The 25362-nt window shown below is 73.2% G+C and carries 21 protein-coding genes; 5 read left to right on the top strand and 16 right to left on the bottom strand.

What is annotated here, in order from left to right:
• Positions 1-44 precede the first annotated feature (44 nt).
• Positions 45-1448, top strand: coding sequence for a glutamate decarboxylase (locus OG286_RS27045; protein WP_396323271.1), 1404 nt, complete (start codon positions 45-47; stop codon positions 1446-1448).
• 435 nt (positions 1449-1883) lie between these two features.
• On the top strand, positions 1884-2951 hold the full coding sequence (locus tag OG286_RS27040) for a DUF2690 domain-containing protein (RefSeq protein WP_396323270.1): 1068 nt from the start codon (positions 1884-1886) through the stop codon (positions 2949-2951).
• Between the two features lie 15 nt (positions 2952-2966).
• On the opposite strand, the gene OG286_RS27035 is transcribed toward OG286_RS27040, so the two are convergent.
• The 5 genes from OG286_RS27035 to OG286_RS27015 all read right to left on the bottom strand — a co-directional run bounded on the left by OG286_RS27035 (position 2967) and on the right by OG286_RS27015 (position 9898).
• Positions 2967-4181 (bottom strand): RNA polymerase sigma factor, encoded by a 1215-nt coding sequence (locus OG286_RS27035; RefSeq protein WP_405365828.1) that lies wholly within the window; start codon positions 4179-4181, stop codon positions 2967-2969.
• Between the two features lie 180 nt (positions 4182-4361).
• Entirely contained in the window at positions 4362-6269 is a 1908-nt protein-coding gene (gene dnaG, locus OG286_RS27030; protein WP_396323268.1) for a DNA primase, read from the bottom strand.
• A gap of 119 nt (positions 6270-6388) precedes the next feature.
• Entirely contained in the window at positions 6389-7699 is a 1311-nt protein-coding gene (locus tag OG286_RS27025) for a deoxyguanosinetriphosphate triphosphohydrolase (RefSeq protein ID WP_396323267.1), read from the bottom strand.
• 382 nt (positions 7700-8081) lie between these two features.
• Positions 8082-8546 (bottom strand): nuclear transport factor 2 family protein, encoded by a 465-nt coding sequence (locus OG286_RS27020; protein WP_396323266.1) that lies wholly within the window; start codon positions 8544-8546, stop codon positions 8082-8084.
• A 14-nt stretch (positions 8547-8560) separates the two neighbouring features.
• Positions 8561-9898: an MFS transporter gene (locus OG286_RS27015; RefSeq protein ID WP_396323265.1), complete on the bottom strand. Its 1338-nt coding sequence runs from the start codon at positions 9896-9898 to the stop codon at positions 8561-8563.
• A gap of 85 nt (positions 9899-9983) precedes the next feature.
• Between OG286_RS27015 and OG286_RS27010 the strand changes: the two genes are divergently transcribed.
• Positions 9984-10568, top strand: a complete 585-nt coding sequence (locus OG286_RS27010; RefSeq protein WP_396323264.1) for a TetR/AcrR family transcriptional regulator — start codon at positions 9984-9986, stop codon at positions 10566-10568.
• Positions 10569-10634: 66 nt separating this feature from the next.
• Here the strand turns inward: OG286_RS27010 and OG286_RS27005 are convergent, their stop codons facing one another.
• Both OG286_RS27005 and OG286_RS27000 read right to left on the bottom strand, forming a co-directional pair.
• Complete coding sequence (locus tag OG286_RS27005; protein WP_396323263.1) at positions 10635-11576, bottom strand: SGNH/GDSL hydrolase family protein; 942 nt, start codon at positions 11574-11576, stop codon at positions 10635-10637.
• Between the two features lie 278 nt (positions 11577-11854).
• The gene (locus OG286_RS27000; protein WP_396323262.1) at positions 11855-12799 is read right to left on the bottom strand and encodes a PAC2 family protein; all 945 of its coding nucleotides are present in this window, start codon (positions 12797-12799) and stop codon (positions 11855-11857) included.
• A 688-nt stretch (positions 12800-13487) separates the two neighbouring features.
• Here OG286_RS27000 and OG286_RS26995 point away from each other — a divergent pair.
• On the top strand, positions 13488-14219 hold the full coding sequence (locus OG286_RS26995; protein WP_405359738.1) for a GNAT family N-acetyltransferase: 732 nt from the start codon (positions 13488-13490) through the stop codon (positions 14217-14219).
• Positions 14220-14303: 84 nt separating this feature from the next.
• On the opposite strand, the gene OG286_RS26990 is transcribed toward OG286_RS26995, so the two are convergent.
• Positions 14304-15560: an ADP-ribosylglycohydrolase family protein gene (locus tag OG286_RS26990; RefSeq protein WP_405359740.1), complete on the bottom strand. Its 1257-nt coding sequence runs from the start codon at positions 15558-15560 to the stop codon at positions 14304-14306.
• Between the two features lie 186 nt (positions 15561-15746).
• Between OG286_RS26990 and OG286_RS26985 the strand changes: the two genes are divergently transcribed.
• Positions 15747-16130: a hypothetical protein gene (locus tag OG286_RS26985; RefSeq protein WP_405359742.1), complete on the top strand. Its 384-nt coding sequence runs from the start codon at positions 15747-15749 to the stop codon at positions 16128-16130.
• 167 nt (positions 16131-16297) lie between these two features.
• On the opposite strand, the gene OG286_RS26980 is transcribed toward OG286_RS26985, so the two are convergent.
• From OG286_RS26980 to OG286_RS26945, 8 genes are all read right to left on the bottom strand, one after another.
• Positions 16298-16615, bottom strand: coding sequence for a transcriptional regulator (locus tag OG286_RS26980; RefSeq protein WP_396323258.1), 318 nt, complete (start codon positions 16613-16615; stop codon positions 16298-16300).
• Positions 16615-17094, bottom strand: coding sequence for a hypothetical protein (locus OG286_RS26975; RefSeq protein ID WP_396323257.1), 480 nt, complete (start codon positions 17092-17094; stop codon positions 16615-16617). The genes OG286_RS26980 and OG286_RS26975 overlap by 1 nt, the downstream gene beginning before the upstream one ends.
• 183 nt (positions 17095-17277) lie before the next feature.
• Positions 17278-17817: a ribonuclease domain-containing protein gene (locus OG286_RS26970; protein ID WP_396323256.1), complete on the bottom strand. Its 540-nt coding sequence runs from the start codon at positions 17815-17817 to the stop codon at positions 17278-17280.
• Positions 17818-18093: 276 nt separating this feature from the next.
• A complete protein-coding gene (gene ppdK / locus OG286_RS26965) occupies positions 18094-20802 on the bottom strand; it encodes a pyruvate, phosphate dikinase (RefSeq protein ID WP_405365827.1) in 2709 nt (902 codons plus the stop codon).
• Between the two features lie 564 nt (positions 20803-21366).
• Positions 21367-22536: a tRNA dihydrouridine synthase DusB gene (dusB, locus tag OG286_RS26960; RefSeq protein WP_396323254.1), complete on the bottom strand. Its 1170-nt coding sequence runs from the start codon at positions 22534-22536 to the stop codon at positions 21367-21369.
• Between the two features lie 90 nt (positions 22537-22626).
• Positions 22627-23424, bottom strand: coding sequence for a DUF4097 family beta strand repeat-containing protein (locus OG286_RS26955; protein ID WP_396323253.1), 798 nt, complete (start codon positions 23422-23424; stop codon positions 22627-22629).
• 2 nt (positions 23425-23426) lie between these two features.
• On the bottom strand, positions 23427-24071 hold the full coding sequence (locus OG286_RS26950; RefSeq protein ID WP_396323252.1) for a response regulator: 645 nt from the start codon (positions 24069-24071) through the stop codon (positions 23427-23429).
• Positions 24059-25288 carry a histidine kinase gene (locus OG286_RS26945; protein WP_396323251.1) on the bottom strand — a complete coding sequence of 410 codons (1230 nt, stop codon included), beginning with the start codon at positions 25286-25288 and terminating at the stop codon, positions 24059-24061. Before OG286_RS26945 ends, OG286_RS26950 begins: the two co-directional genes overlap by 13 nt.
• Positions 25289-25362: the final 74 nt, after the last annotated feature.

The following is a 25362-nucleotide window of genomic DNA, read 5'->3' as shown; positions in this document are numbered from 1 at the left end:
GTGGAAGGCGACGCGGCTACCGGACCGAGGGGCGGCAGGATCCCATGGCTCTGCACAAGGGAGCCGGCGACGATCGCCGGCTGACCGTAAGCCCGTTCGTCGGCACCGCCGACCCGCTGGGCGCGATGGAGCTGGCGCCGCCGCTGCACCGGCTCGGCGACGGTCCGGTACCGGCCGAGACCGCCTACCAGCTGATCCACGACGAACTGATGCTGGACGGCAACGCCAAGCTCAACCTGGCGACCTTCGTCACCACGTCGATGGAGATCCAGGCCACCCGGCTGATGACCGAGTGCCTCGACAAGAACATGATCGACAAGGACGAGTACCCGCAGACCGCGGAGCTGGAGCGGCGCTGCGTGGCCATCCTCGCCGACCTCTGGCACGCCCCCGACCCGGACGGCGCGGTCGGCTGCTCCACCACCGGCTCCAGCGAGGCCTGCATGCTGGCCGGCCTCGCGCTCAAGCGCCGCTGGATGAGCCGCAACGCCGAGCGCTACGCGGCCGGTGCCCGGCCCAACCTGGTGATGGGCATCAACGTACAGGTCTGCTGGGAGAAGTTCTGCAACTTCTGGGAGGTCGAGGCGCGCACCGCCCCGATGGAGGGAGAGCGCTACCACCTCGGCGCCGAGGAGGCCGTGGCACTCTGCGACGAGAACACCATCGGCGTGGTCGGCATCCTCGGCTCCACCTTCGACGGCTCCTACGAGCCGGTGGCGGAGATCTGCGCGGCGCTCGACGAGCTCCAGCAGCGGACCGGCCTGGACGTCCCGGTCCATGTGGACGGCGCCTCCGGCGCCATGGTCGCGCCCTTCCTCGACCCCGAGTTGCTCTGGGACTTCCGGCTGCCGCGGGTCGCCTCCATCAACACCTCGGGGCACAAGTACGGCCTGGTCTACCCGGGCGTCGGCTGGGCGCTCTGGCGCGACCGCGAGGCGCTGCCCGAGGAGCTCGTCTTCCGGGTCAACTACCTGGGCGGCGAGATGCCGACCTTCGCGCTCAACTTCTCCCGCCCGGGCGCCGAGGTGATCGCGCAGTACTACACCTTCCTGCGGCTCGGCCGGGACGGCTACCGGGCCGTCCAGGGAGCCTCCCGGGAGGTGGCCGTCTACCTGGCCGGGCAGATCGAGGCGCTCGGCTGCTTCCGGCTGCTGACCCGCGGCGAGGATCTCCCGGTCTTCGCCTTCACCACCACCGACGACGTCCCGTTCGACGTGTTCGACGTGTCGCGGCGGCTGCGCGAGCGCGGCTGGCAGGTGCCCGCGTACACCTTCCCGGAGAACCGGGAGGACCTCTCGGTGCTGCGGGTGGTCTGCCGCAACGGCTTCTCCCGGGACCTCGCCGACCTGCTGCTCAACGACCTCACCCGGCTGCTGCCGGAGCTGCGGCGCCAGCCCGGCCCGCTGAAGGACCTCGGGGTACCGCCCCGCATGGGCTTCCACCACTGAGCGTTCCCCCGGGCGCGTTCCCCCCGGGCACCGCGCGGCGGCGGACAGGGGAAGTGATCGCGGCGGGGAGGGCGGCATGATGCGCCCTCCCCGCCACGCGTCCCTGCGCTCGGGGCAGCCTCCCCCCGCGAGGCTGCCGCGAACGGTGTGGGGGATTCGGGACGTCAGGAGCCGGCCTCGGAATCGGTGCCCGGACGAAGGATCCCTGCGCCCGAAACGGACCGGCCTGAGAACTCTGCACGATGGACCTGTGGATGTTCGAGCGGCCACCGGGGGTGTGAGACACTTCCGTCCGTCTCAGCGCCATGACCTGGGGTTTGAGACGGCAGGCCGGTGAGGTTGGAGACGCGGAGACGCCCCCAGGCCCCGGGCCGGTGCCCAACTCGGCCCTGTCCTCGATCCCGCGTCCCCCGTTTCTGATGTTGGGAAGGCCGCATGGCATCCGCTTGGAAGCAACTCCCGGACGAACTGTCCGACCCCGCCCGACGCCTGACGGAGGAGCTTCGCGCCGTCAAGGACGCGACCGGGCTCTCACTGTCCGAGCTGGCGGCCCGGACCCACTACAGCCGTGCCTCCTGGGAGCGCTGGCTCAACGGCAAACGGGTCGTCACCGACCAGGCGCTGGAAGCGCTGATCGGGGCGGTGGAGTGCGACGGCCCCGCGCTGCGGGCGCTCTGGGCCGGGGCGACGGCACCGGAGGGCACCGCGGATGTCACCGCGGATGTCACTGCGGAGGGCGCCGCGGATGTCACCGCGGAGGGCAGCCCGAAGGGTGCCGCGGAGGACACCGCCCCACCGGTGGCCGGGCTCGTGGTCGAGTCTGCCGCCGAGCCCGTGGTGGAGTCTGCCGCGGACCCACTGGTGGAGGCTGTCGCGGGCGCGACGGAGGGCCGGGAGCCCGCCACGGCCGCGCCGTGGTGGCGGCGGCCGGCGGCGCTGGCGGCCGGCGCCCTGGTGACGGTGGCGCTGCTGGTGCTGGCCGGGGTCCGGTACACGCACGGCACCGGGCAGGAGCCTGCTGCCCTCGCGCAGCCCGCCACGCCCACGACCGCGACCACGAGCCCGGCTGCCAAGCCCGCTGTGCCCGGCTCCGCGTGCCAGGCCATCGGCTGCTCGCACAAGGACCCCAAGGCCACCGGCTGCGGTACCGACGCCCGGACCCTCCAGACCAGCAACATGGGCAAGGTGGTCATCTACCTGCGCTACAGCCAGAAGTGCCAGGCCGCATGGGCCGCCATCACCGAGGGCGAGCCCGGCGACTACTCCACCGTCACCAGCAGCACCGGCGAGACGGAGACGGCGCTGATCCACTGGGGGTACGACAACTACTCGCTGATGGTGAACGCGGCGGACCCGGCCGCGACCTTCCAGGTCTGCGGCCACCAGCCGGCCGGGGACGCCTGCACGCTCGGCGCCTCCGACCTGGCCCACCTGGTCGCCTCCACCCCGATCCCGATCGGCCCGGCCTCGCCGCCGGCGACCCCGAGCGCCACCGCGTCCTAGTCCAGGCAGGACTCCCTAGTCCAGGTAGCCGCGGAGCTGCTCGGCGAAGGCGTGGTCGCGGAGTTTGACCAGGGTCTTGGACTCGATCTGGCGGATCCGCTCCCTGGTCACCCCGAAGAGCACGCCGATCTCCTCCAGCGTGCGGGGGCGGCCGTCGTCCAGGCCGTAGCGGAGCTGGACGACCTGGCGTTCCCGCTCGCCGAGCGTCGCCAGTACCGCGTCCAGATGCTGGCGCAGCAGCAGGAAGGTGGCCGACTCGGCGGGCGAGGCGGCGTCGGCGTCCTCGATCAGGTCGCCGAGCGCCACGTCGTCCTCCTCCCCGACCGGGGTGTGCAGCGAGATCGGCTCCTGGGCCAGCCGGATCAGCTCCCGCACCCGCGCCTCGGTCAGCTCCAGTACGACGCCGATCTCGGCCGGGGTCGGTTCGGTACCGCGCTCCTGGTGCAGCGCGCGCTGCACCCGGACCACCCGGTTGATCAGCTCGACCACGTGCACCGGCACCCGGATCGTCCTCGCCTGGTCGGCCAGGGCGCGGCTCATCGCCTGGCGGATCCACCAGGTGGCGTAGGTGGAGAACTTGTAGCCGCGCGCGTAGTCGAACTTCTCCACCGCCCGGATCAGGCCGAGGTTGCCCTCCTGGACCAGGTCCAGGAGGGTCAGCCCGCGGCCGATGTACCGCTTGGCGACGGAGACCACCAGACGCAGGTTGGCCTCGATCAGCCGCCGTTTGGCGATCCGGCCGATCACCACCAGGGTGTCCAGCTCGACGGCCAGCGGGTCGGGGGGCGGCGGCACGCGGTTCAGCCGCTCCTCGGCGAAGAGACCGGCCTCGATCCGGCGGGCCAGCTCCACCTCCTCGGCGGCGTTCAGCAGCCGGATCCGGCCGATCTCGCGCAGGTACTGGCGGAGCAGGTCCGCCGCGGGGCCGGTCGCGCCGACGGGGCCCGGGTCGGCGTCGAGGTCGGGTTCGGCGTCATCGGGCGCCGCCTCGGCTTCGGGTTCGGTGTCGGGTTCGGTGTCGGGTTCGGTGTCGGATGCGGCTTCGGGTTCGGTTTCGACGTCAGGTGCGGTTTCGGTTTCGGGGGCCTCGGGGTGGCCCTCCGGGAGGCCCTGCGCGGGCACCCGGGCACCGTCCGGCGGCGGAGAGCCGGCCCGGCCGTGGTCGTCGTGGGGGGCGAGCGGGTCGGTGGTCGGGCGGGTGGTCGCGGCAAGGCCTTGGTCCACGGGCATCCCCTCGGGGCGGGCGCGACTCTGGCGGACCCGCGCTGTACGGAGCTGGGACGCCCTCCAGTGTGGGGCACGCCACACTCCGCAGCCGAGACTCGTGCGCGGACTTTCTCCGGGCGGGCGGGGCGGCCCGGTCTCCGGGCGGGCGGGGCGGCCGCGTCTCCTGCCGGGGCGGCGGCGCGACTACAGCGCCGCGGCTCCGCGGCTGCGCAGCTGCTGACCGTACTGCTGGAGCTGCCACAGCTCGGTCTGCACCGCGTGCAGCTCCTCCGCGGAGGCCCGGGTGCCCAGCCGCTGGAGGTGGCCACGGACCTCGTTGACCCGCCGGTCCACGGCCAGCAGCCGCAGCTTGACCAGGAACTCCCCCGCGTAGACCGCGTCCGCCTTGCGGCGCGACCGCACCGGCTCCACCGTCAGCTCGGTCACCAGCGACCGCACCTGGTCGTCCGGGGCCGCCTCGCGCACCGCGCTGGTGAAGTCGGCGAGGGTGACCCCGTACGCCGCCCCGCCGGCCTGGCCGATCGCGCGGCGCACGGCGGTGTACGGCGGGGTCGGGAACTCGTCCTCGCCGTAGTGGTCGAAGGCCGGGGCGACCAGGTCCGGGTGCTGGAGTGCCAGCTTGAGCAGCTCGCGCTCCACGAACTGTGCCGGGTCGCGCGGGTTGAGGCGGAAGAGCGGGGTGACGGACCTCGTCGGCTGCGGCTGCTCGGGGCGCCGCTGCTGGCCGTTGGCCCGCGGGTTCTGCTGGCGCTCGCGGTCCCAGCGGGCCAGCTGGGAGATCCGGCGGACCACGAACTGCTCGTCCAGGATGCCGAGCATGCCGGCCAGCCGGACGGCGTACTCGTGCTGGATCGAGCGGTCCTTGATCTTGGCGACGATCGGCGCCGCCTCCTCCAGCGCCGCCGAGCGGCCCTCCGGGGTCTCCACCCGGTGCCGGGCGACGGCCGAACGCAGCGCGAACTCGAACAGCGGGACCGGGTTGTCGATCAGCTCGCGGACCGCGTCGTCGCCCTTGGCCAGGCGCAGATCACACGGGTCCATGCCGCCGGGGCTGACCGCGATGGAGGTCTTGGCGGCGAACTTCTGGTCGTCCTCGAAGGCGCGCAGGGCGGCCTTCTGTCCGGCCGCGTCGCCGTCGAAGGTGAAGACGGTCTCGCCGCGGTACTGGGAGGTGTCCATCAGCAGCCGGCGGATGATCTTGATGTGGTCCTCGGCGAACGCGGTACCGCAGGTGGCCACCGCCGTGGTGACGCCCGCGAGATGGCAGGCCATCACATCGGTGTAGCCCTCGACCACCACCGCCCGGCCCGACTTGGCGATCTCCTTCTTCGCCAGGTCGATGCCGTACAGCACGTGGGACTTCTTGTAGATCGGCGTCTCGGGCGTGTTCAGGTACTTCGGGCCGTTGTCGTCCTCGCGCAGGCGGCGGGCGCCGAAGCCGACCACCTCACCGGCGATGTCGCGGATCGGCCAGACCAGCCGGCCCCGGAAGCGGTCGATCAGGCCCCCGCGCTGGCCCTGCGAGGCCAGACCACCGAGCAGGATCTCCTTGTCGCTGAAGCCCTTGCCCCGCAGGTAGCGGACCAGGTGCTCCCAGCCGGCCGGGGCGTAGCCGACGCCGAAGGTCTGCGCCGCCTGCTCGTCGAAGCCGCGCTCGGCCAGGAAACGGCGGCCGATCTCCGCCTCCGGCGAGGCGAGCTGCTCCTGGTAGTAGGCGGCGGCCACCTTGTGCGCCTCGACCAGGCGGGTGCGCTCGCCCTGCTGGTGGCGGGGGCTGTAGCCGCCCTCCTCGTAGCGGAGCGTGATGTTGGCCTGGGCTGCCATCCGCTCGACGGCCTCGGCGAAGGTGAAGTGCTCGATCTTCATCAGGAAGGCGATGGTGTCGCCGTTCTCCTGGCAGCCGAAGCAGTGGAAGACGCCCTTGGCGGGGTTCACGTAGAAGGAGGCGGACTTCTCGTCGTGGAAGGGGCAGACGCCCTTGTACTCGCCACCGCCACCGTTGGTGAGCTGAACGTAGTCGCCGACCACCACGTCGATGGGCAGTGCGCTGCGCACCGCCTGTACGTCTTCGTCCCTGATCCGCCCGGCCACCCCGGAAGTCTACTGGGGTGGCGCGGGTTACCGGCTGCGCCGGGGCGAGCGGGGCGGACCGGGCGGCTTTCCGGCCGGACCGGGCATCGCGCGGCCCGGCGCGGCGGCAGCGCGGGGGGCTACGTCCAGGCCGCTCCGACCAGCTTGCCGTGCAGGGCGGTGGCCGAGGCGTCGGTGAGGGTGGCGATCTGGTCGATCACCGCGCGGAGGGCGGCGCGGTCGTCGTCCGCCTCCCGGTAGAGCGCGGCGAAGACCGGGTCCAGGCCCTCGGGGGCGCGCTGGTTGAGCACGTACGCCAGCTCGGCGATCACGATCCGCTGGCGCGCCCGCAGCTGGGCCTGCTCGTCGCGCTGCATCACGAACCGGACGGCGACCGCCTTCAGCACCGCGCACTCCAGCCGGACGTCCCGCGGTACCACCAGCTCGGCCGCGTACCGGGTGAGCCGGCCGGGGCCGTAGCGGGCACGGGTGGCCTGCTCGGCGGCCAGGCAGAAGCGGCCGATCAGCTGGCTGGTGAGGTCCTTGAGGGCGGCCCGGGACCGGGCCGAGCCGTCGTAGGAGCGGGGCCACCACTCCTGGGCGAGCAGCCGGTCCAGGGCGTCGGCCAGCTCCTCGGGCTCGGCGTCCCGGGCGTAGCGCTCGGCGACCTTGAACAGCTCGGCACGCTCGCTCGGGGCGCGCAGCACGTCCGGGTCGATGTGGCCGGCCTGAAGGCCGTCCTCGACGTCGTGGGTGGAGTAGGCGACGTCGTCGGCCCAGTCCATGACGGTGGCCTCGAAGCACTTGCGCCCGGCCGGGGAGCCGGCCCGCAGCCAGCGGAAGACCGGCAGGTCGTCGGCGTAGACGCCGTACTTGGGCGAGACCGGGTCGAGGGGGTGGGAGCCGTGCGTCCAGGGGTACTTGGTGGCGGCGTCGAGGGCGGCGCGGCTCAGGTTGAGGCCGACGCTGCGGCCGGGCCAGGGGGCCAGCCGGGCGGGCTGCTCGTCCTGCGGGGCGAAGCGCTTGGGCTCCAGGCGGGTGAGGATGCGCAGCGACTGCGCGTTGCCCTCGAAACCGCCGCAGGCCTCTGCGGCCTGGTCGAGCGCCTCCTCTCCGGTGTGGCCGAACGGCGGGTGGCCGATGTCGTGGGCCAGGCAGGCGGTCTCGACGAGGTCCGGGTCGCAGCCCAGGGCGGCACCCAACTCCCGGCCCACCTGGGCGCATTCGAGGGAGTGGGTGAGCCGGGTGCGGGGGAAGTCGCTGCGCATCGGGGCGACCACCTGGGTGGTGCCGGCCAGCCGGCGCAGGGCGGCGGAGTGGAGCACGCGGGCGCGGTCGCGCTGGAATGCCGTCCGGCCGGGGCGCTTGTCCGGTTCGGGTACCCAGCGGGCCTCGGCGGCGTGGTCGTACGGGGTCGGGGCGGCGGTGAGGCGGTGCGCGGTGTCGTCCATCCATCTCCTTGCGTAGTCGTCCGCTTCCGTTACGTGACATACAATCAGTCACCTGTCCTCGGACAACGGTCAGGGCTTGGCCGTCATGAGGCTCCCGGAGTCGAGTGAGAAGCCTCTCCGTCTCTCGGAGAGGAGGAGTCACATGCCAATGACGGTACGCCGCCCCTCTGACACGCGAGGCGTGCCGCGCTTGAGAGGCACTGTGTGGATCGATGCATCCACGACCGCATGCCGCCGGCCTACCGGTCGGCGGCACGGTCCGTGCCGGCGGGACAGGCCAGGCGCGGCGATTCGGCGCGCGGGACCGAACACGCCCGTACGCCGGCTCCCCGGCGGGCCGAGGGGGAGCCCACGGGGCGGCCGCCCCGTGGGCGGCGGGGGCTCAGACGATCGGACGGCCGCTCGCGGTGGTGGCGGGGACCGCCTCGTTGAGGTCCCAGTGCTCGGCGATCAGGCCGCCTTCGAGGCGGAAGACGTCGACGACGGCCCGGCCCTCGTCGCCCGGGGCGGCGGTGAACAGCGAGTGCGCGAAGACCAGGTCGCCGTCGGCGGCCAGGCGGCGCAGCTCGAAGCGGAGCTCGGGCAGCTGGGCGCGCAGGCCGTCGACGAAGGCGGTGAGCGCCGCCCGGCCGTCGGGGAGGTTGGGGTTGTGCTGGGCGAGGTCCTCGGCGAGGTAGCGGTCGGCCAGGTCGGTCCGGCCCTGGTTCCAGACGGTCTCCAGGTAGTCCCGGACCAGCGCGCGGGCGGTGCTGAGGTCGGTCGCGGTGGCGAGGTCGGGCGCGGTGCCGAGGTCGGTCGTAGTGGCGAGGTCGGGCGCGGTGGCGGCGGGATCGGTGATGGCGTTCATCGGACGGCTCCTGTTCAGGGCTGGGTGGTACGGGACTTGGCGGTGACGGCGGTGACGGCGGTGACGGCGGTGACCGCGGTGACGGCGGTGACGGGCCTGCTGCGGCCCGGGCCACGGACCGAGAGCAGGTGGGCCAGGCCGGCCAGGGCGATCGCGGCGAGACCGACGGCGGGCAGCGCGCGGGCGCCGAGGGCGGACAGCAGCGCACCGGCGAGCAGGCTGCCGAGGCTGATGCCGACGTAGAGCATCGAGGCGTTGAGGGCGAGCAGCACGCCGCGCCGGCCGGGGCAAAGAGCGATCAGCCGGGCCTGCTGCGGGGCCTGGTAGAGCTGGCCGAAGAAGGCCCAGACGGCGAAGAGCAGCAGCGCCGCGGCCAGGCCGCGCGGGGCTGCGAGCAGTCCGAGGAAGGCGGCGGCCAGGCCGGCCAGGGTCACCGCGACGGTGGCCGCGCCGCCGAGCCGCGCGGAGAGCCGGACGCCGCAGGCGTTGCCCAGGACGCCGACCGCACCGAAGGCGAACAGCACCCCCGTCACGGCGCCCGGGCCGATCGCGAAACGGGCGGCGAGGAAGACGCCGGCGACCCCGTAGACGGTGAACTGGGCGGCCATGCAGAACAGCGTGGTGAGTACGGTCGCCGCGGCGCCCGGGGTGGCCAGCACGGCCCGGTAGGCGGCGGTGGTCGGCGGCTCCCCCGCCGGAACGGCCGGGACCAGGGCGGCCACCAGGGCCAGCGCCAGCAGGCTCGCGCCCGCCACCCCCGCCAGCGCCCAGCGCCAGCCGACGGCCTCGCCGAGGTAGGAGCTGAGCGGCACTCCGGCGACCGCCGCCACTGTCATACCGGCGAACACGGTGGCCAGCGCCCGGGGTCGGCGCTCCTCGGGGACGATCAGCGAGCCCACCGCCGAGGAGGCCGGGCCGAACGCGGCGCCACCGAGCCCGGCCACGACGCGGGATGCGGCCAGCACCCCGTAGGAGGGGGCGAGGGCACCGATCACACCGCCGGCCGCGAGCAGCGCCAGGCCGACCAGGAGCGCCGTCCGGCGGTCCAGCCGGCCGAGCAGGGCGGGGGCGAATGGCGCGGCCAGCGCGAAGCTCAGTGCGAACACGCTGACCAGGACGCCGACGCTGCCGGGCCCGGTGTGCAGGTCGTGGCCGATCGGCGTGCCGAGGCCGACCACGGCCAGCGAGCTGGTGCCGAGGGTGAAGTAGCCGAGCGAGAGCGCCAGCAGCGCGGCTGCGGCGCGGTCCGGTCGACCGGGGCTTCCAGGCTGCTCAAGCCCGTCGGACTGTCGGGACTTCTCGGATGTCTCGGATGCCTGGGCTCGCTCGGATAACTCGGGGTGGGTACGCATCGGATCCCCCTTTCCAATACGGTCCGTTGCGTATTGCTATTCCAATACGAGACGCACCGTATGTCAACCCCTTAGGGTGGGCGTCATGACTGGACGACCACGCGACCCCGCCGTCGACGCCGCCATCCGCGCGGCCGTCACCGAGATCGTCGAACGCGACGGCTACCGGGGCCTGAGCATGGAAGGCATCGCGGCACTCAGCGGCGTCTCCAAGCAGACCGTGTACCGCCGTTACCGCAGCAAGGGCGAGGTGGTGCTGGACACCCTCGGCAGCTTCGCCGCGACCGAACTGCCGACGCCGGACACCGGCTCGCTGCTCGGTGACCTCACCGTCCTGCTCACCGCGACATTCGAGGCGCAGCGGACGGTCAGCGGCACGCTGAACCGGGCCCTGGCCGCGGAGGCACTGCAGGACCCGGAGTTCGGCGCCCTGCTCTGGGAGCGGTTGATCGCGGCGCGGCGGACGGCCGTACGCGAGTTGCTGGCACGGGGCCGGGAGCGCGGCGAGGTCGTCCACCCGAACGACGACCACCTGATCGACCTCGTGTTCGGCCCGATGTGGTACCGGCTGCTGTTCGACGTGCCGTCACTGACCTGGGACTACGCCGCCGAACTGGCGCGCAGCGTCACCCTGGTGGCCCGGAGCGGCGCGGGGCGTTCGGGGCGCTGAAAGCGCCGGGCTGAAACGGCCGGGAGCGGAAGAGTCCGGAGCCGGGAGGCCCGGGGCCCAGGGCGGTCAGCCGCGGACGGCCTTGAGGACGGCGGCGGCCACGCCCTCCTGCCCCTTGGCGTTGGGGTGGATCGCCGCCAGGCCGGATGCCGGGAAGGGCGGCTCCACCCAGCGGTTGGCCGCGCCGGCGCACATGTCGTGGCCGGCCGAGGGGGCGGCGGCGTCCACGAAGACCGCGCCGGCCGACTCCGCGCGGCCCTTGAGCATCGCGTTCAGCTGCTGTTCCTTCTCTGCCAGGAACCCCAGGTCGGCCGCGGCGACGGTACTGCCGAGCACCGGCACACAACCCGCCGGGTCGGCGGGCAGCAGCGCCGGATAGCCGACCACGTACACCCGGGCCTGCGGGGATCGGCGCTTGACCTCCTGGAGCACCCGGCCCAGCTGCTCGCCGGCCGCGTCGACCTTGCGCTGCACCTGGTCGGCAGCGCCGCCGGGGGTGGAATAGTGCTCCCGGCACGGCGCCTCGGCCCGGGTCGAGCCGATCAAGCCCTTCACCGCGTCGGCCAGGTTCTCCTTGGCGCACTGGCCGACGACCTCCATGAACCCGGCGTCATTGCCGCCGATCCCTACCGTGACCAGCCGGGTGGCCGGGGAGAGGGCGTCCAGCTGGGGCGGGTTGGCCCCGCCGTCGGTCTGCTGGGAGTCCGTCAGGTCGCCGGTGCGGGCACCGCTGCAACTGACGTCGTGGAACTGGCCGTCCGCCAGTCCCAGCGACCTGGCCACCAGAGACGGGTAGTTGACCGCCGAGCGGGCGCAGCCCTTCGGCTCCCCCACCTGCGGGGCGATCTTCAGGCCCGAGGTGTAGGAGTCCCCGAGGGCGACGTACGGGCCGGCAGGTGTCGGTGTCGGGGTGGGCGTCGGGGTCGGGGTGGCCCGCACCGGGCGCGGGGCGTCCGACGCGCCGGGGCCGTTCGCTCCGCCCCCGCCGCTGCAACCGGCCAGCAGCACGGCCAGCCCGGTGGCAAGAACAGCGGCCCGCCCGGCCGCCGGACGAGCGGCCGAACGTGGACGAGCAGCCCCACGTGTGGGCACCGGCATGGAATCCCCCCGGGGGTCGGAACGGCGACGTCTCTCCCTGCGGCGGCCCGTCCCCCGGGCACCTCACTCGCCAACGAACGAGCGGTGTCGGATGACTCCCGCCCGTCCGGTGATTCTTGCAGCCCGAGGCGCGCCCGGCATGCGGCCCGCCCGGAGCCGCACCCGTCCCGTTCGGGGCCGCGCCCGTCCTACTCGGGGCCGCGCTCGTGCTCGGCGAGGAACTGCTCGAAGCGCCGGCCCAGTTCGTCCGCCGACGGCAGGTCGACCGGCTCGGCCAGCAGGCTCTCCCGGCCCTCGGCGCCCGCCACCGCGTCGTACTGGCCCTCCATACCGCGGATCGCCGAGCGCGTCTCGCCGTCCCCCTGGGCCAGCTGCTCCTCGATGTCGGCGTAGACCTCGCCGACCCGCTCGCGCAGCCGGGTGCCCGGCAGCACCAGGCCGGTGGCCGACTGCACCGCCTCCAGGATCAGCACCGCCGCCGCCGGGTACTCCGAGCGCGCCACGTAGTGCGGCACGTGCACGGCGAAGCCCAGCACGTCGTGCCCGGCCTCGGCGAGCCGGTACTCCAGCAGCGCCTGTGCGCTGCCGGGCACCTGGGCCTGCTCGAACCACTGCGGGTACCCGGCCGCGAGGTCCAGCCGGTTGCCGTGCGGCGTCAGGCCGACCGGGCGGGTGTGCGGCACGCCCATCGGGATGCCGTGGAAGTCCAGCGTCAGCCGGACCTCGAACTGCTCGACCAGCCCGCGCACGGCCGCGGAGAAGCGCTCCCACTCGACGTCCGGCTCGGGACCGGTGAGCAGCAGGAAGGGCGCGCCGGCCGCGTCGTGGACGAGCTGGAGCAGGATCTCCGGCGGGTCGTAGGAGGACCAGTGCTCACGGTCGAAGAGCATCGCCGGGCGGCGGGCCCGGTAGTCCACCAGGCGGTCGTGGTCGAAACGGGCCACCACCTGCGGCGAACCCTGCTCCAACAGGTGGGCCACCACCTGGCCGCCGGCCTCACCGGCATCCATGAAGCCCTCGAAGTGGTGGAGCAGCACCAAACCGGCGCCGGTGTCGGCCAACGCGGCGTTCGCCGCGGCCACGGCGGCCACGCCCTGCTGATCCAGCTCGTACAGCGCCTGGGGATCACGCACCGCGCACCCAACCCCGTTCTCTACTCGTCGACTCGTACCGGCTTCTCCTCGTCTGCAGCGTGCCGGGCCCCGCCGGAATTCCCGCCCTGGCCCGGCGTCGGACCGCCACTGCACCGGTGAACGCCCGGCGGCCCGCCGGAGTGCCCTCCGCGGCTCGCCGGAGTGCCGTCCCGACCATGATCGCACCCGGATGGAAAAGCGCTGGTCACGGGCGCCCACAGGCCCTTCCGGAGGCGTCGGCGGCAGACCGGCGCGCCCATTCGTGTGCGGCGAAGTGACGCACCGCCTTCTGGCGGGTATCGTCCTCTCGCTGCCTCGCATCGTCGCGTCGTCGTCACGTCGTCCGTAACGCCGTCGATCACGACCCGGCCCGGTGTTCGGCCAGCCACCCACGACGCATCTTGCCTTCATCTGGCCGCCTGCTTCCCTTCGCGCTCTCGTTTCCTCCTCGGCCATCTCGCGGACGCACACTGTCCCCTCGCTCATCCCGCCGGACCGGTCCGTCGACCCGTGTCCGTTCCGGCACCGCGCTGCCCGCCTCCGGGCCGCCGCCCCCACCCCGCTCGACCGGCCTCCGGCGTGCACGGGCATGGACGGGCGGTCTCCGGAGCCGGGGCGAAGTCCCTGCGTCCCGCGCCGCACCCCGGCACGGGACGCACCCTCCGACCGATGAAGGACCGAAGGTTCCGTGCCCGTACCTGTCATCCTCACCGGCCGCACCGTGCGGCTGGAGCCCCTCGCCGCGCACCACGCCGAGGCCATCGCCAAGGCCGGCGCCGAGGACCGTACGACCTACGCCTTCACGCCCGTCCCGCACGGCCTGGAAGCGGCCCGCGACTACATCGCGCGCGCCCTTGCCGACCAGTCCGCGGGCCGGTCGCTGCCGTTCGCGACGGTGAGCGTCGCCGACGGCCGGGTCGTCGGCTCCACCCGGTTCCTGGAACTCGACTACTGGCAGGGCCCGGTCGTCTGGCCGCCGGTGCCCGGCGTGCCGTTCGGCGACCCCGCCACGGCCGTCCCGGACGCCGCCGAGATCGGCAACACCTGGCTCTCGCCGCGCGCCCAGGGCACCGGCATCAACACCGAGGCGAAGCTGCTGATGCTGCGGTACGCCTTCGAGGAGTGGGGCGTGCAGCGGATCTCGATGCGCGCGGACGCCCGCAACATGCGCTCCCGGGCGGCCATCGAGCGGCTCGGCGCCACCTCCGAGGGCGTCCGCCGGGCGCACTCGCGCGGACTGGACGGGGTGGTGCGCTCCACCGCGTTCTACTCGATCCTCGACTCCGAGTGGCCCGCCGTACGGGACATCATCGAGCTCCGGATCGCCGCCGCCACCTCGCCGAGCGCCCCTGACCGGGCGATCAACCAGGAGTGCCTTAGACACGGCGGCGGCGGCGCCGGGCAGCTGATCACGGCCTGAGGGTCACGGCCCGGGAGTCACGAGCCGGGGGTCACCGGCTCCCGGTAGGGCGGCGGCCGCGGGAGGCCGCCGCTCGGCACCGGCTCAGTGCGAGTAGCCCCTGGCGGCCAAGCCGAGGATCATCGCGAGCTCCTCGGCATCGGGCACACCCTTGTACCGGTCGGGGTGCGCCTCGACCAGCGCCGACACGGGCCGCCAGCCACCGCCCGGCACCGGAGCCACCCGGACGTTCCACACGGCGAAGCCGGTCCAGCTCCGGTGCAGGTGCAGGACGCCCTCGGCGGTGTAGGACTCCCACTTCTGCTCCATCTCCCGGGAGCGCAGTCCGGCTCTGATCTGCTGCCATTCCTCCTCGGTCCAGACCACGTCCGGCACCGGACAGCGGCGCGGCAGCAGGAGCGGCTTCAGGTACGTCCGGTCCACCGGAGCGGCGGCCACCCTGCGCGGTGCCGGGAAGGCCCACTCGGGAAGCACCTCGCGGGCGGCCATCCACGCGGCGGGGATGCCGGTCGTGCCGGTGTACGCGGCGACCACTCCGCCGGTGATGGCGGCGACGGTGTCCATGTCCCCGCCGGCGCCGATCGCCTCCCAGACCGCGGCCGGGTAGTCCGTGAGCCGGCGGGCCGCACACCAGAGCGCATAGGGGACGGTGTCGGCGGCGCTGGTCCGGCTGCCGTTGCCGAGCGCCTTGGCCGCGACCTTCAGGTCCGGCTCGGCGAGCAGGCCGATCGCCTCGGTCAGGCCGTCGTGGACGGCCCCCCGCGGGGTCAGCGCGGCGACCGCCGCCAGGAAGCTGTTCGGCGTGATGGTCCTGGTCCGCGCCCGTACCGCGTAGGCGGCGGCCACCGCGACGGCGATCGCGCCGTCCACGGCCTGCGGGTGGGTGTGGGTGATCACCGCGGTGTCCGCGGCCGGCCCCACCGCCTCGGCCGGATCGTCGGCGTACAGCGCACCCAGCGGCGCCACCCGCATGGCGGCGCCGTTTCCGTACGAGCCCTGTCCGTCGAAGAGTTCGGCGGCCAGGGCCTCGGCGTCGCCGCCCTCGCGGACCAGCCGGAGCAGCCGGTTGGCCGCCGGGCCGTAGCCGCGGTCGAAGTCGTGCCGGCGGGCGAAGGACCAGGTGAGGTCGAAGGTGTCGATCGCGCCGCGCTCGGCCCGGGCCGCGTGGACCGAGCAGGCCATCTCGGTGTCGTCGGTCCAGGGCCAGGGAGCGGGCGGGGCGGTGCGGGCGGCGAAGTGGGCCGCGGCGGTGTCGGGTACGAAGAACTGGGCGCCGAGGGCGTCGCCGACGGAGAGGCCGTTCAGCGCGTCGAGCGCCGGGCCGCTGTGAAGTGTCATCATCGCGCCCCAGCTCAGCGGCCCGTCCGGCGCCCGTCAACCCGGTTCCCGTCGGCTCCCCCGGCGGGCGATGTTCCGCATACCTCCGACCCGGCGGGAAGCACCCGGGCATGACCCGCGCCCGACCTCCTCGCCCCGCTGCTGCCGATCAACCGGCCCGGTGCACTCGAACTGCCCCACGTCGCCCAGGTGGTGGAGGAACTCGCGGCCGGGGTGCGCTCGGCGGTGGAGGGCGAGGCCCGGGAGCTGGTGCGCGGGGCGGGCCTGCCCGAGCCGCTCTGGAACCCGGTGCTCTCTTCTGACGGCCGCTTCCTCGCTGTCCCGGACGCCCACCGGCCCGAGGCCTGCGTGGCGCTGGAGATCGGCTCCCGCGTCTGGCACCTGCGCCCGGCCGACCGCGAACGCGGCCTCGCCCGGGCCAACCGGCTCACCGCCGCCGGCCTGCCGGTCGTCCGCACCACCCCCGTCCGGCTGCGGCGCGAACCGGCTCCCCCGCCACAGGAGTTGGCCATCCTGCTCGCCACCGGGCCGCACGACCCGCACGCCCGGATCAGCTGGCGCCGGGCCCGGTGAAGCCGCGGGCATACCCCTGGCCGGGCAGCCTCCCGGGCGGGCGGCCTCCCGGGCGCCGAAGCCAACGCCATCGGCGGGCGAAAGGCGGCAGGCGGCAGGCGGCAGGCGGCAGGCGGCAGGCAGCAGGCGAAAGGGGTAGGCGGTGGCGACGGGCCGGCGAACTCCCCCTACCGGCCCTCGTGTTCGGCTCCGGCGGCCTCCGCGGCGGCCACCAGGCGCTGGAGTTCGGCGAGATGGCCGGCCAGGGCCGCACGCCCGGCCTTGGTGGCGGCGAGCCAGGTCCGCGGGCGCTTGCCGACGTAGCCCTTCTTCACCGCCACGTAGCCTGCCTCCTCCAGCGCGGCCGCGGCCTTGCTGAGCACCGAGTCGGAGACCTCGCAGTGGTCCCGGACGGCGCCGAACTCGGCCTCCGCGCAGGCGCTCAGGAAGGCGAGGACGGTGAGCCTGGTCGGATGCTGGAGCAGCGGGTCGAGCGCGGCGGGCATCAGCGCGCCCCGAGCTCGCGCCGGATGCGGGCGTTCAGCCACACCACCGTCGCCCAGAACACCGCGCCGGCCGTGATCCCCACCGCCGCGCCCACCCAGCGGGCATCGCCGCCGAGTGCGAAGGCGAGCCCCGCCGCCGCCAGCGCCGCCCCGACCAGCTGCAGGAACGCCCGGCGGACAAGATGCCCGAAGACGGGCTCCAGCCGGTGCACGATGCCGCCGCTGCGGGCGGCGACCGCGACCAGGCAGCCGGTCAGCGCGGCGAAGGCCACGGCCAGCGCGGTGCTCGGCCAGGCCAGGTGCGCGTGGGCGGCCTGGCCGACTCCCGTCCCGTAGAGCGCGAAGGAGACCGCGAAGGCCGGGCCGAACCACGCGGGCAGGGAGCGCGGCGTCTGGGCGGCCGCCTGGGCCCGCAGGGCGAGGCGCAGCGCCTCGGCGGCGGGAAGGTCGTCGGGCCGGACGGGTTCGGCACTGCTCATGGAGTCCCCCTGGAGTCTGCGCGAGGGCACCGCGCTCTCGCCGGTTCCACTATGGCATCTGCATTCCAACTTGGAAAGTACTCTCGAAACCGCAGGACTTCCAACGCCGCAGGCCTCTCTGTTCGGCAAGGATCCCGGTTCGGCAGGACAGCCGCACCGGAAACCCTCAGCCCGACAGGCCTCTCAGCAGCGCGCGTCGATCTCCTGGAAGGTGCCGTAGTGGTCGGCCGTCCAGTACTGCTCGCCGGCGTCGCCCGTGACGACGCGTCGGGTGCCGCGGTCGCCGGAGCCGGGGGTGACGACGGTGAACTCGTGGTAGTAGCCGGAGCCCTTGCGCGGGAGGCGGTTCTCCCGGTTCTCGAAGACGATGCCGTCGGAGCGGTACGGGTACGGGCCGCCCTTGGCGATCAGGCCGAGGGTGTCGCGGGCCTGGCTGGGCAGCTTGGTGCGGCAGACGTCGGCGAGCGCGGGGTCGGTGGGAACCCAGGTGGCGGCCGGTGACGACGGCCCGGGTGCGGACGATGCCGGGGCGGACGACACCGGGGCGGACGGCCGGGGTGCCGAAGGCTTGGGGGCGCCCGGACTCGCGACGGAGGCCGGGCTCGTGGAGGCGGCCGCCTTCGGGTGGCTCGTCCCGTTGCCCGAGAGCGCGCACCCGCCCGCGGCGGCGATCGCGCAGATCAGGGCGGCCACGAGGACGAACAGGCGGTTCTTGCTGGTCATGCGCTCCAGCTTGGCAGCAGGCCCGGCCGCGGCCGGGCGGCCACACGCGTGGCCTCGGCCAGGCGCCGCGGGAAGGGCGCCACGAAAGAAGCGGCCGGGGCAGGAACGGACGCCGTTGTCCGTTCCCGCCCCGGCTGCGTTACGTACGCCGGTTCTCCTGCGCCGAGCTCCGGTGTACGCCCTCCCGAGCGGGAGGGATACGGTCAGCGACGGGACCGCGCCGTGGTCGGACGGGCCCTCCTCGCCGATGCCTGGCGAGGAGGGCGCCTACCCGCCTCAGCGCGAGTCGCTGCCCGCGGTCTCGATGGCGGCGCGGCCGGCCTCAAGGCGCGCCACCGGGATCCGGAAGGGGGAGCAGGAGACGTAGTCCAGCCCCACCTCGTGGAAGAAGTGCACCGACTCCGGGTCGCCGCCGTGCTCGCCGCAGACGCCGAGCTTGAGGTCGGGGCGGGTGGCCCGGCCGGCCTCGACGGCGTGCTTGACGAGCGAGCCGACGCCGTCGCGGTCGATGGTCTCGAACGGGGAGACCCCGAAGATGCCCTTCTCCAGGTAGGCCGTGAAGAACGAGGCCTCCACGTCGTCCCGGGAGAAGCCCCACACGGTCTGGGTGAGGTCGTTGGTGCCGAAGGAGAAGAACTCGGCGGCCTCGGCGATCTGGCCGGCCGTCACGGCGGCGCGCGGCAGCTCGATCATGGTGCCGAGCTTGATGTCCAGCTGCACGCCGGTGGACTGGGCGACCTCGGCGAGCACGCGCTCGCACTCGTCGCGGACCAGCTCCAGCTCCTGGACGGTGCCGACCAGCGGGATCATCACCTCGGGACGCGGGTCCCCGCCGGCCAGCTTGCGCTCGGCGGCGGCCTCGGCGATGGCGCGGACCTGCATGCCGAACAGGCCGGGGATGACCAGGCCGAGGCGGACGCCGCGCAGGCCGAGCATCGGGTTCTGCTCGTGCAGCTTGTGCACCGCCTGGAGCAGGCGCAGGTCGTTCTCGTTCGGGTCCTTGCGGGCCTCGGCGAGGGCGACGCGCACCGACAGCTCGGTGATGTCGGGCAGGAACTCGTGCAGCGGCGGGTCGAGCAGGCGGACGGTGACCGGCAGCCCGTCCATCGCCTGGAAGAGCTCCAGGAAGTCGCCCTTCTGCAGCGGCAGCAGGGTGGAGAGCGCGAGCTCGCGGTCCTTGTCGTTGTCCGCCAGGATCAGGTGCTCGACCTCCTTGCGGCGCTCCTCGCCGAGGAACATGTGCTCGGTGCGGCAGAGGCCGATGCCCTGGGCGCCGTAGCGGCGGGCGCGCCCGCCGTCCTCGGCGTTGTCGGCGTTGGCCCGCACGGCGAGCCGGCGGCGACCGTCGGCGTGCGACATCAGCCGGTGCACGGCCTGGACGAGGCCGCCCTGGACGTCGGCGCCGGCGTGCAGGGTGCCCTCGAAGTACTCGACCACCGGGGACGGCAGCACGGGTACCTCGCCGAGGTAGACCTTGCCGGTGGCGCCGTCGATGGAGACGACGTCCCCCTCCTCCAGCACCAGGCCGTCGGAGGTGGTCATCCGGCGGCGCTTGGTGTCGACCTCGAGCTCCTCGGCACCGCAGACACAGGTCTTGCCCATGCCGCGGGCGACGACGGCGGCGTGCGAGGTCTTGCCACCGCGCGAGGTGAGGATGCCCTCGGCGGCGATCATGCCGTCCAGGTCGTCCGGATTGGTCTCGCGGCGGACCAGGATGACCTTCTCGCCGGAGCGGGACCACTTCACCGCGGTGTAGGAGTCGAAGACGATCTTGCCGATCGCGGCGCCGGGCGAGGCGGCGAGGCCCCAGGCGATCTGCTTGGAGGTGGCGTCGGGGGCGAACCGCGGGAACATCAGCTGCGAGAGCTGGCCACCGGTGACCCGCATCAGGGCCTCGTCCAGGTCGATCAGGCCCTGGTCGACCAGCTGGACGGCGATCCGGAAGGCCGCGGCGGCGGTGCGCTTGCCCACGCGGGTCTGGAGCATCCAGAGCTTGCCGCGCTCGATGGTGAACTCGATGTCACAGAGGTCGCGGTAGTGGTTCTCGAGCTTCTGCATGATCGCCATCAGCTCGTCGTACGACTTCTTGTCGAGCTGCTCCAGATCGGCGAGCGGCAGGGTGTTGCGGATGCCGGCGACGACGTCCTCGCCCTGGGCGTTGGAGAGGTAGTCGCCGTAGACGCCGACGGCGCCCGTGGAGGGGTCACGCGTGAAGGCGACACCGGTGCCGGAGTCCTCGCCGAGGTTGCCGAAGACCATGGAGCAGACGTTGACCGCCGTGCCCAGGTCGTTCGGGATGCGCTCCTGCCGGCGGTAGAGCCGCGCCCGGTCGCCGTTCCAGGAGTGGAAGACGGCGTGGACGGCGAGGTCCATCTGCTCGCGCGGGTCCTGCGGGAAGGCCCGGCCGGTCTCGCGCTCGACGATGCCCTTGAACACCTCGACCAGTTCCCGGAGGTCGGAAGCGTCCAGGACCAGGTCGTTGGTGGTGCCCTTGGCGTGCTTGGCCTCGTCCAGGGCCTCCTCGAACAGCTCGCCGTCGACGCCCAGCACGGTCTTGCCGAACATCTGGACCAGGCGGCGGTAGGAGTCCCAGGCGAAACGCTCGTTGCCGGACTGCGCGACCAGGCCGACCACCGAGGCGTCGGAGAGACCGATGTTCAGGACGGTGTCCATCATGCCGGGCATGGAGAACTTGGCCCCGGAGCGGACCGAGACCAGGAGCGGGTTGTCGGCCTGGCCGAGCTTCTTGCCCATCTCCTGCTCGAGCGCGTCCAGGTGGGCGCTGATCTCCTCGTGCAGGGAGGCCGGCTCGCTGCCGGTCTCCAGGAAGACCTTGCAGGCCTCGGTGGTGATGGTGAACCCCGGAGGGACGGGGAGACCCAGGTTGGTCATCTCGGCCAGGTTCGCGCCCTTGCCGCCAAGAAGATCCTTGAGGTCCTTGTTTCCTTCGGTGAAGGAGTAAACAAACTTCTGCTGCGACGGCACGGGTCGGTCTCCTCGCACACGGTTGGCCTGACGCCGGAGAACATACCCATTTCGAAGGCGCTTTTGCGCCGCCAATAGGCCGTACGAGGCCAGTACTCAGCGGTAACCCGGCAGATCGAATGCACATAAAGGCGTTCACCTCTGTTGGTGAAATCGTCCGGATGACGCGAGCTTGCCTTCAACTCTTGAAGGCAAGGAAACCGGAAGATCACACGAACGGGACGGAGGGTAGCGGTCGGCGGTCCACCGTGTTGCCCCGGCTTGATTTCCTGCACCCGGACCGGCCGATCCGCGCCACTCCCCTTCGGGAAGCGATTCACCGCCGATGTGGCCATTTCGTCCCCTGAGTGACCGTCAGTCGCCACCGTATGTGGCCAGCGTCACGAGCGCATCTCGCGGGTCGGGCGTAGTCCTCCTCCGCCGATCGTCGCACTCCGTGCGGACGTTTGCCTGTTTCCGTGACATTGATGCACCAAAAAGGAGCCCTCTTGGCCAGATAGGACAAGAGGGCTGGGACGCGGCGGCAATCACCGGTCGATGGGTGTTTTCTCCACTACGGACAGATCATCCGCCGGAGGTGTCCGATTCGGCGTCCGCACTGGGCAGAGCGCAGTCGTACGGATCGTCCAACCAGCCTTCCGGGAGAACCACCCGGTTGTTGCCGCTGGTGCGCCCCCGAGGGCCGTCCGCGCCGGCCGGCCAGAGCTGGGACTGCTCCACCTGGGCGAGGGTTTCGGCCAGTCCGGCCAGCGAGGAGGAGTTGGCCAGCCGTACCCGCAGCTCGGAGCCGACCGAGAAGCCCTTGGTGTACCAGGCCACGTGCTTGCGGAAGTCGATCACGCCGCGCGCCTCGTCCCCCAGCCACTCGCCGAGCAGCTGCGCGTGGCGCACCATGGCCCGCGCCACGTCGGCGAAGCTCGGGCGGGCGTAGTCCGTCTCGCCCTCGAAGATCGCCACCAGGTCCTTGAACAGCCACGGCCGGCCCAGGCAGCCGCGGCCGACCACCACGCCGTCGCAGCCGGTCTCGCGCATCATCCGCACCGCGTCGTCCGCCGACCAGATGTCCCCGTTGCCGAGCACCGGGATGTGCGCCGGGACGGATTCGCGCAGCCGGGCGATCGCCGACCAGTCCGCGGTGCCGCCGTAGTGCTGGGCCGCGGTGCGGCCGTGCAGGGCGATCGCGGAGACGCCCTCCTCCGCGCCGATCCGGCCGGCGTCCAGGAAGGTGAGGTGGTCGTCGTCGATGCCCTTGCGCATCTTCATGGTCACCGGGAGGGCCCCGGCGTTGGCGACGGCCTCGCGGAGGATCTCGCGCAGCAGGTTGCGCTTGTACGGCAGCGCCGAGCCGCCGCCCTTGCGGGTCACCTTGGGGACGGGGCAGCCGAAGTTGAGGTCGATGTGGTCGGCCAGGTTCTCGTCGGCGATCATCCGGGCCGCCTTGCCGACGGTCACCGGGTCCACCCCGTAGAGCTGGATCGAACGCGGCTTCTCGCTCGCGTCGAACCTGATCAGCTGCATGGTCTTGGCGTTGCGCTCGACCAGGGCCCGGGTGGTGATCATCTCGGAGACGTACAGGCCCTTGCCGCCGCTCTGCTCACGGCAGAGCGTGCGGAACGGCGCGTTGGTGATGCCGGCCATCGGTGCCAGCACGACGGGCGGCCACACCTGCATCGGGCCGATGGTCAGCGGCGCGAACTCGGCGGCGGTCGCGGTGGGTGCGGGCGTGACTGTCATGCGCGGCTGACCTCGGGGACGGGGATTCGGGACTCTTCATTGTCCCCCACCCGCGGATCGGCCCTTCGGCCGTCCGCCCGGCCCGTCCGCTCAGCCGTCGACGGGGTTCACGCTCAGCGCCCCGGAGGTGGACGTGACCTGGACGGTGTCCGGGCTGGCGGGGTTGGACAGCCTCGGATCGATATGGCCGTTGCCCGACCCGCGGTCGACGCCGAAGCGGTAGCCCGAGCCCTGCGGCAGGGCCAGCGACACCTCACCCGAGGTCACCCCGACCGCCACCGCGTGCGGCGGGCCCGCGAAGCCCAGGTCGACCGCGCCGGAGGTGGCGTGCACCTCGACCCGGGCGGAGGTGAGGCCGGTGGCCCGCACCGCCCCGGACGTCGTCCGCGCGTACACCGGCCCGGAGAGCCCGCTCAGCTGGACCGCCCCCGAGGTGGCCGCCACCCGGACGTCCCCGCTCAGGCCCTTGATGTCGATGCTCCCGGAGGAGCCCCCGCCGTCCACCGCGGCCGTCGGCGGCACCTCCAGCTCGATCACGGCACCGCAGCCGAGGTCCACCACCGGCACCACCTGGTTGCAACGCATCCTGACGTTGAGCACGTCGCCGTCGAAGACGGTCTCGACCCTGGGGCTGCGCACCGTCCAGTCCAGATGCTCGGTCACCAGCACCCGGCCGGGCTGCCCGGGCCTGATCTGCACCGCCGCGGAGCCGGTGTCCAGGTGCACCCTGGTCGCCGCGACCGGGTACGAGCGGTCGGACGTCCGCTGCTGCTGCACCACCAGACCCCAGGTCTGCGCGCCGCCGCACACGACGGCCAGCGCCACCACCGACGTCCCGGTGATCCGCCAGGCACGGTGCCCGCGGATCGCCGTCCGGTCCTCCGCCACCGCTACCCGACCTCCAGGAACCGCAGCACCGCGAGCACCCGGCGGTGGCTGGCGTCCGCGGGCGGCAGGTCGAGCTTGGTGAAGATGGAGCTGATGTGCTTGGCCACCGCGCTGTCGCTGACCACCAGGGCGGCGGCGATCGCCGCGTTCGAGCGGCCCTCCGCCATCAGTCCCAGCACGTCCCGCTCGCGCGGGGTCAGCTTCTCCAGCGGGTCCCGGTGGCGGCGGACCAGCAGCTGGGCGACCACCTCCGGGTCCAGCGCGGTGCCGCCCTCGGCGACCCGCTGCAAGGCGTCCACGAAGTCGTCCACATTGGCCACCCGCTGCTTGAGCAGATAGCCCACCCCGCTGGTGTTGGTGGCCAGCAGGTCGGCCGCGTACCGCTCCTCGACGTACTGGGAGAGCAGCAGCACCGCCACCTCGGGCCACTGCCGGCGGATCATCAGCGCCGCCCGGACGCCCTCGTCCGTGAAGCCGGGCGGCATCCGGACGTCCGCCACCACCACCCCCGGCCGGTGCTCCTCCACCGCGGCGAGCAGCTCCTCGGCGTCCCCCACGGCGGCGGCCACCTCGAAGCCCACCGCCTCCAGGACCTTGACCAGACCGACCCTCAGCAGGACCGAGTCCTCGGCGATCACAGCACGCACGGCAACTCCACGGTGATGGTGGTGGGACCCCCGAGGGGGCTGAGAACGGACAGCGAGCCGTCGACCGAGGCGGCGCGCTTGCGCAGGCCGGTCAGCCCGGTGCCGCGCGAGGCGTCCGCGCCACCGACGCCGTCGTCGCTGACGACCAGGAGCAGCCGGCCGCCGACCGTCCGGACCGAGAGGTCGACCCGGGTGGCGCGGGCGTGCTTGGCGACGTTGGTCAGCGCCTCGGAGACGGTGAAGTACGCGACCGCCTCGACGGTCGGGGCGATCGGCTCGACCAGGGCGACGTCCAGCCGGACCGGCAGCGGGGCGCGGGCGGCGATGCCGGACAGCGCCGCGTCCAGGCCGCGGTCCTCCAGGACGGCCGGGTGCAGTCCGCGGACCAGGTCGCGCAGTTCGTCGATGGCGGCCTGGGCCTCCTCGTGCGCGTCCACGATCACCTGCATGACCTCGGGCGCCACGTCCTTGAGGGTGCGCCGGGCCAGACCCAGGTTCATCGCCAGCGACGTGAGCCGCTGCTGGGCGCCGTCGTGCAGATCGCGCTCGATCCGGCGGCGCTCGGCGTCGACGGCGTCGACCAGGCCCGCCCGGCTCTCGGTGATCTCCTCGACCCGGCGCTCCAGCGTCTCCGTCCGGCCCGGGCCGAGCAGCCGGTGGGCCGCGAGCTCCTCCAACCGGGCCAGCAGGGCCACCACCCACGGCGTCACGGCCAGCAGCAGCACACCGCTCACGGTGTACAGGGCGTTCGCCCCGGCCCACTGCGACCGCAGCGGGTTGCCCGGCGGCATCAGCCAGACCCAGCCGTACACGGTCGCCATGACCAGGCCCGCGCCCCACGCGTACAGCACCCCCAGCGCGCCCAGCGCCAACAGCGGTCCGGCCAGCAGGTGGTAGCCGACCTGACGCCAGCTCACCCCGGTGCGCAGCCTGGTCAGCAGGCCCGCCGGGGTGTCCGCGGACTGCAGCAGCACCGGCACCTCGACCCCGCGCAGGGTGCGCAGACGACCGCGCTGGGCCGCCGTCAGCAGCCGCAGGCAGAGCAGGGTCAGGGCGGTGACCGGCAGGAAGGCCTTCGGGGTGAGACAGGCCAGCCAGATCGGCACGGCCAGCGGGATGCCGGCGGCTATGAAGCGGGTGTCGCGCCAGGCGGCGGCCGACCACGGCGGCCGCTCGGCGCTCCTGGCGAGCGCACGGCGCAGCGGGGTGGAGGGCATGGCCGACAGCGTAGAGCCCGAAGATCGACTGACGCCATGAAGGGAGCTGGAGAGCGGGGGTGTACCCAGGTACA

Origin of the sequence: Kitasatospora sp. NBC_00039 (assembly GCF_045160625.1) — a bacterium.
GTDB lineage: Bacteria > Actinomycetota > Actinomycetes > Streptomycetales > Streptomycetaceae > Kitasatospora.
This window is presented reverse-complemented; position numbering and strand designations above follow the sequence as displayed.

Excerpts from the sequence above, each read along its gene's own strand:
- OG286_RS26945 (WP_396323251.1), bottom strand. The coding sequence starts at position 25,288 with ATGCCCTCCACCCCGCTGCGCCGTGCGCTCGCCAGGAGCGCCGAGCGG.
- OG286_RS27035 (WP_405365828.1), bottom strand. The coding sequence starts at position 4,181 with ATGCCCGTGGACCAAGGCCTTGCCGCGACCACCCGCCCGACCACCGAC.
- dusB (WP_396323254.1), bottom strand. The coding sequence starts at position 22,536 with ATGACAGTCACGCCCGCACCCACCGCGACCGCCGCCGAGTTCGCGCCG.
- OG286_RS27020 (WP_396323266.1), bottom strand. The coding sequence starts at position 8,546 with ATGAACGCCATCACCGATCCCGCCGCCACCGCGCCCGACCTCGCCACT.
- OG286_RS27040 (WP_396323270.1), top strand. The coding sequence starts at position 1,884 with ATGGCATCCGCTTGGAAGCAACTCCCGGACGAACTGTCCGACCCCGCC.
- OG286_RS27045 (WP_396323271.1), top strand. The coding sequence starts at position 45 with ATGGCTCTGCACAAGGGAGCCGGCGACGATCGCCGGCTGACCGTAAGC.
- OG286_RS26975 (WP_396323257.1), bottom strand. The coding sequence starts at position 17,094 with ATGAGCAGTGCCGAACCCGTCCGGCCCGACGACCTTCCCGCCGCCGAG.
- OG286_RS26970 (WP_396323256.1), bottom strand. The coding sequence starts at position 17,817 with ATGACCAGCAAGAACCGCCTGTTCGTCCTCGTGGCCGCCCTGATCTGC.
- OG286_RS27015 (WP_396323265.1), bottom strand. The coding sequence starts at position 9,898 with ATGCGTACCCACCCCGAGTTATCCGAGCGAGCCCAGGCATCCGAGACA.
- OG286_RS27010 (WP_396323264.1), top strand. The coding sequence starts at position 9,984 with ATGACTGGACGACCACGCGACCCCGCCGTCGACGCCGCCATCCGCGCG.
- OG286_RS26980 (WP_396323258.1), bottom strand. The coding sequence starts at position 16,615 with ATGCCCGCCGCGCTCGACCCGCTGCTCCAGCATCCGACCAGGCTCACC.
- OG286_RS27025 (WP_396323267.1), bottom strand. The coding sequence starts at position 7,699 with ATGGACGACACCGCGCACCGCCTCACCGCCGCCCCGACCCCGTACGAC.
- OG286_RS26990 (WP_405359740.1), bottom strand. The coding sequence starts at position 15,560 with ATGATGACACTTCACAGCGGCCCGGCGCTCGACGCGCTGAACGGCCTC.